This is a genomic window from Streptomyces sp. PA03-1a (assembly GCF_033792805.1).
Classification (GTDB): domain Bacteria; phylum Actinomycetota; class Actinomycetes; order Streptomycetales; family Streptomycetaceae; genus Actinacidiphila.
The window spans coordinates 1-4890 of record NZ_JARAVO010000396.1 but is presented as its reverse complement, the minus strand read 5'-3'; the positions used below and the strand labels follow the sequence as shown (position 1 = coordinate 4890).

The 4890-nt window shown below is 73.9% G+C and carries 5 protein-coding genes; 2 read left to right on the top strand and 3 right to left on the bottom strand.

What is annotated here, in order from left to right; all coding sequences use genetic code 11:
- The coding region (locus PV341_RS43810; RefSeq protein ID WP_500360831.1) for a Rossmann-fold NAD(P)-binding domain-containing protein at positions 1 to 541 on the bottom strand (541 nt) is incomplete at its 3' end.
- Between the two features lie 33 nt (positions 542 to 574).
- Complete coding sequence (locus tag PV341_RS43805; RefSeq protein ID WP_500323949.1) at positions 575 to 1294, bottom strand: TetR/AcrR family transcriptional regulator; 720 nt, start codon at positions 1292 to 1294, stop codon at positions 575 to 577.
- Positions 1295 to 1438: 144 nt separating this feature from the next.
- Here PV341_RS43805 and PV341_RS43800 point away from each other — a divergent pair, with 144 nt between their 5' ends.
- Together PV341_RS43800 and PV341_RS43795 are read left to right on the top strand one after the other, a co-directional pair.
- Positions 1439 to 2956 (top strand): APC family permease, encoded by a 1518-nt coding sequence (locus PV341_RS43800; RefSeq protein ID WP_500323950.1) that lies wholly within the window; start codon positions 1439 to 1441, stop codon positions 2954 to 2956.
- 82 nt (positions 2957 to 3038) lie between these two features.
- Positions 3039 to 4691: an amidohydrolase gene (locus tag PV341_RS43795; RefSeq protein WP_500323951.1), complete on the top strand. Its 1653-nt coding sequence runs from the start codon at positions 3039 to 3041 to the stop codon at positions 4689 to 4691.
- Positions 4692 to 4706: 15 nt separating this feature from the next.
- On the opposite strand, the gene PV341_RS43790 is transcribed toward PV341_RS43795, so the two are convergent.
- Positions 4707 to 4890, bottom strand: a 184-nt coding sequence (locus PV341_RS43790; RefSeq protein ID WP_500323952.1) for an AbrB/MazE/SpoVT family DNA-binding domain-containing protein, incomplete at its 5' end; no start/stop codon positions are given.

Here is a 4890-nt window from a genome sequence, read left to right as displayed (position 1 = left end):
GGCCGGGAGCGAGGACGGGGCCGCCGCGGGCGACGCGGGTGAGCCACCAGGGGAGGCGGCCGATGTTCTCGTAGGGGCCGAGGATGAGGCCGGCGCGGGCCAGCAGGGCGTGGTCGCCGAAGGACTCGGTCGCGGCGAGTTCGCCGCCGCGCTTGGCGCGTGCGTAGTCGACGTCGGGTCCGTCGCCGGGGGAGGCGTCCACGACGGGTCCGTCCTCGTCGAGTCCGGCGGGGGCGGGGTAGGTGTAGACGGAGCGGCTGGAGACGTAGGCGTACGTCCGGGCGCGGCCGGCCAGGAGGCGGGCGGTGTCCCGTACGGCGGCCGGTGCGCCGGACCAGGTGTCGACGACGGCGTCCCACTCGCCGTGCGCGAGGGCGGCGAGGCCGCCTTCGGTGCCGCGTTCCCCGAGCAGCACGGTGGCGCCGGGCGGTGCTTGGTGCCGGCCGCGGTGGAACACCGTGACCTCCCAGCCCCGCTCGAGCGCGTCCTCGACGACGGCGCGTCCCACGAATTCGGTTCCACCCAGGGTCAGCAGCTTCATACCGGCCACTGTGCCCCGCGGTGCGGCCGGGCGTCAGCGATCACGCTGTGGGCGCAATCGTGCGGCGAGGGCGGTGAGCATGAGGTCGACGGCGGTGCCGAAGGAGCTGCCGGCCATCAGGTGCAGGTGGCCGCGGACGGCGGACAGTGCGGGGAAGGCCTGTGGGTCGACCGTCGCGGAGCGGTACTCCTGGGTCCAGGCGCGCCGGTCGGCCTCGCGCTGGGCGCGCGGCAGCGCGAGGTGGGCGGCGTCGAGGGCGGCGTGGCCGAGGACGGTGTCGATGAACGCCAGGTAGAGGGGGACGGCGCTGTCGGGTGCGAAGCCCGCCCGCAGCAGGATGCCGATGCCCGCCTCCACGGCGCGGAACTCGTGTTCGCGGCGGGTGATCCGGTACGAGGCCATGGCGGCGGCGCGGGGGTGCGCGAGGTATCCGTCGCGGACCCGTACGGCCATGTCGCGCAGGGAGGCCTGCCAGTCGTCGCCGGGAGTGAAGCCGTCCATGGCGTCGCCGATGATGCGGTCGGCGACGGCGAGCAGCAGGTCGTCGGTGTTGTGGAAGTAGCGGTAGACCGCGCTGGGGTCGCAGCCGAGGGCCGCGCCGAGGCGGCGGACGCTCAGTGCCTCGGGGCCGTGTTCGCCGATGAGGCGCAGGGCGGTGTCGACGATGAGCGGGGCGGACAGCAGGACGCCCGAGCGGGTGGGGCGGCGGCGCTTGCGTTCCCGGGGGACGCGGTCGCCGGTGGCGGCGGTCATGGGCGGGCCCTTCTGTCGGCGTCGCGCACAGTGAAGGGGCCCGGCAGCCTTATGTCAACACCATTGACGGTAGGTGAACGCGGGTTGTTTCATCACAACCCCGCGCGGCTCTTCCCCGTCCGTCCTCCCTCAGAGGAGCCACAGATGTCGACCACCGGACCCGCCTCCGCCCCCGGACCCGCCAGATCCCCCGCCCAGTTGCGCCGTTCGCTGGGTGTCGTCGACGGCGTCGCCATCGCCGCCTCCAGCACTGCGGCCACCACCAGCATCGGCGTCGGCATGGGCGCGCTGGCCGCGACCGTCGGACTGCAGGCGCCGGTGGTGCTGCTGCTGGCGTTCCTGCCCGTGCTCGGCATCGCGACCGCGTACGCCCGGCTCAACCGCTCCGAGCCGAACTGCGGCAACGGCTACACGTGGGTCGGCGCGACCCTGGGACCGTGGCCCGGTTTCCTGACCGGCTGGGTGACCCTCGCCGGTTCCGTGGTCTTCATGGCGTACACCAGCGCCATCACCGGCTCGGTGATCCTGGCGTTCGCGAACAAGGCGGGGCTCACCGAGGTCGCGGGGCTCGCCCTGGACCCGGGGTCGACCGCGGTGAGCACCGTGCTGGGCCTGGTGGTCCTCACCGGTGTCACCGTCCTGGCCGTCACGGGGGTGCGGGGCGCGACCCGGCTGCAGGCGGGGTTGCTGGTCTTCGAGTACGCCGTCCTCCTCGTCTTCTGCGGCCTGGCGTTCCTGCGCGGGGGTCACGCGGTGCGGGCGTCCTGGTTCGACCCGTTCGCCGTGCACGACGGCACGGCCTTCGCCCAGGGCCTGGTGCTCGCGGTGTTCTTCTTCTGGGGCTGGGACGCGGCGTTCAGCGTCAACGAGGAGACCCGTGACGTCGGTGACTCCGCGCGCGGCGGCACGATCGCCCTGGTCGCGATGCTCGGCATGTTCCTCTTCGCCTCCGTGGCCTTCCAGCGTGAGATGAGCCTGCCGGAGCTGATCGAGAACGGCCCGCAGGCGCTGCCTCACCTCGGTGCGAAGCTCGCCGGCGAGCCGTGGGCGAGCCTGCCGCTGCTCGCGCTGATGTTCTCGGCCGTGGCCTCCGTGCAGTCCTCGGTGATCCCCACCGCCCGCGGCATGCTGGCCATGGGACGGGACCGCACGATGGGGCCCGTCTGGACCCGGATCCACCCGCGCTTCGGTACGCCCGCCGTGGGCACCGTCCTGGTGATGGCGGTCGCCGCCGTCATCGCCCTGCTGGCGATGGCCATCCCGCGGCTCAACGACATGCTGCTGGCGGCGGTCAACTCCGTCGGGCTGCTCGTGGCCCTCTACTACGGCCTGACCGCGGTCGCCTGCGCGGTCCGTTTCCGTGGCGCGCTGCGGGCCGGGGCCCGCGAGGCGCCGCTGTCCGTGGTGGTGCCCGGCCTGTCGGGCGCGGTGCTCCTGGGCGCCGGCTGCTACCTCGGCCACTCGTACGCCACGATGAGCGACCACTTCGAACTCAGCCCCGGCAACGGCTGGTTCATGCTCGCGCTGCCCGGCGGGATCGTCCTGGCCGGCCTGGTGATGGCCGCCTGCGCCAAGTACCTGCGACGCTCTCCCTACTTCGCCACCGGCCGCGGCACGGACGCGGACGCCCTGACCCTGCCGATGGACCGTACGACGGTCTGACGCACTGCCCGAAGCCCGAAGCCCGAAGCCCGAAGTCCGAAGTCCGAAGCCCCCCGCGACCCCTGCCCCTGGAGCGCACGCGATGTCCCACCCGCACGCCGACCTCGTCCTCACCGGCGGCCCGGTGCACACCGTCGACCCCGTCCTCGGCCGGGCCACCTCGGTGGCGGTGCGCGACGGCCGCATCGCCGCCGTCGGCCACGACGAGGTACGGGAGCTGATCGGGCCCGGCACCGAGGTCGTGGACCTGGCCGGGAAGATGCTGCTGCCCGGTTTCCAGGACGCCCACGTCCACCCGCTCGGCGCCGGCATCGAGCTGGGCCAGTGCCATCTCGCGGAGGCCCACGAGGCGCGGGAGTACCTGCGGCTCGTCCGCGCGTACGCCGACCGGCATCCCGGCGCCGAGTGGATCACCGGCGGTGGCTGGTCGCTGGACGCCTTCCCCGGCGGCACCCCCACCGCCGCGCTCCTGGACGGTGTGGTCGCCGACCGTCCGGTCTTCCTGCCCAACCGGGACCACCACGGGGCCTGGGTCAACTCCCGTGCCCTGGAACTCGCCGGGATCACCCGGGACACCCCCGACCCCGCGGACGGCCGCATCGAGCGCGACGCCGACGGCAACCCCACCGGGATGCTCCAGGAGGGCGCCCTCCACCTCGTCGGCCGGCTCCTGCCGCCGGTCACCCCGGGCGAGCGGACCGCCGCGCTGCTGCGTGCGCAGCGCGTGCTGCACTCCCTGGGTGTCACCGCCTGGCAGGACGCCATCGTCGGCGACTACGCGAACATGACCGACCCGGTGTCCGCCTACCACGCCCTGATCGCCGACGGGCTGCTCACCGCGCGCGTCGTGGGTGCCCTGTGGTGGGACCGGGCGCGCGGCGCCGAGCAGATCCCCGAACTCCTCGAACGGCGGGCCGCCGTGAGCCGGGGCCGCTTCCGCGCGACCAGCGTCAAGATCATGCAGGACGGCATCGCGGAGAACGGGACGGCGGCGCTGCTCGGCCCCTACCTCACCGCCTGCGGTTGCGCCTCCGCCAACAGCGGCATCAGTTTCGTGGACCCGGCGGCGCTGGCGAAGCACGTCACCGAACTGGACGCGCTCGGCTTCCAGGTGCACTTCCACGCCCTCGGCGACCGGGCCGTCCGTGAGGCGCTGGACGCGGTGGGGGCGGCCCGTTCGGCCAACGGCTTCCGCGACACGCGGCACCACCTCGCCCATCTGCAGGTCGTCCACCCGGACGACGTCGGCCGCTTCCGAGCGCTGGGCGCCGCCGCGAACGTCCAGGCGCTGTGGGCCGCCCACGAGCCGCAGATGGACGAACTCACGCTGCCGTTCCTCGGTCCCGAACGGGCCGCCCGGCAGTACCCGTTCGGTGATCTGCTCCGCTCCGGCGTGACGCTCGCCGCCGGCAGCGACTGGCCGGTCAGCAGCCCCGACCCGTTCCAGGCCCTGCACGTCGCGGTCAACCGCCGCACCCCGGACGCCCCGGACGGCACCCCCGTCTTCCTGCCGGAGCAGCGCGTCGACCTGGCCGCCGCCATCGCCGCCTACACCGCGGGGAGCGCGTACGTGAACCACCTCGATGACACCGGCACGCTCACCCCGGGCAAGCTCGCCGACCTCGTCGTCCTCGACCGCGACCCCTTCGCCGGGCCGCCCGCGGAGATCGCCGCGACGCGGGTACTGCAGACCTTCGTGGGTGGCGAGCGGGTCTACGCGGCGCAAGACGCGTAGGCGCCCGCGGGCCGGTCAGTCCTCCGCAGCGTGGTCGGGGCGGACGGCGATGTGGTCGGGTTCGAGTTCGAGCATGACGCGGCTGCGGATGTCGAGGGCCTGGGTGTAGTCGCGGGGGAGCTGGAGGCGTCCGGAGCGGTCGACGGTGGCGTACTCGCTGGCGTGGACGGTGGTGCGGCCTTCGTCGTCGACGCTGGTG

Bases quoted from the DNA above. Each gene is read 5' to 3' on its own strand.
- PV341_RS43805 (WP_500323949.1), bottom strand. From the start codon at position 1,294: ATGACCGCCGCCACCGGCGACCGCGTCCCCCGGGAACGCAAGCGCCGC.
- PV341_RS43800 (WP_500323950.1), top strand. From the start codon at position 1,439: ATGTCGACCACCGGACCCGCCTCCGCCCCCGGACCCGCCAGATCCCCC.
- PV341_RS43795 (WP_500323951.1), top strand. From the start codon at position 3,039: ATGTCCCACCCGCACGCCGACCTCGTCCTCACCGGCGGCCCGGTGCAC.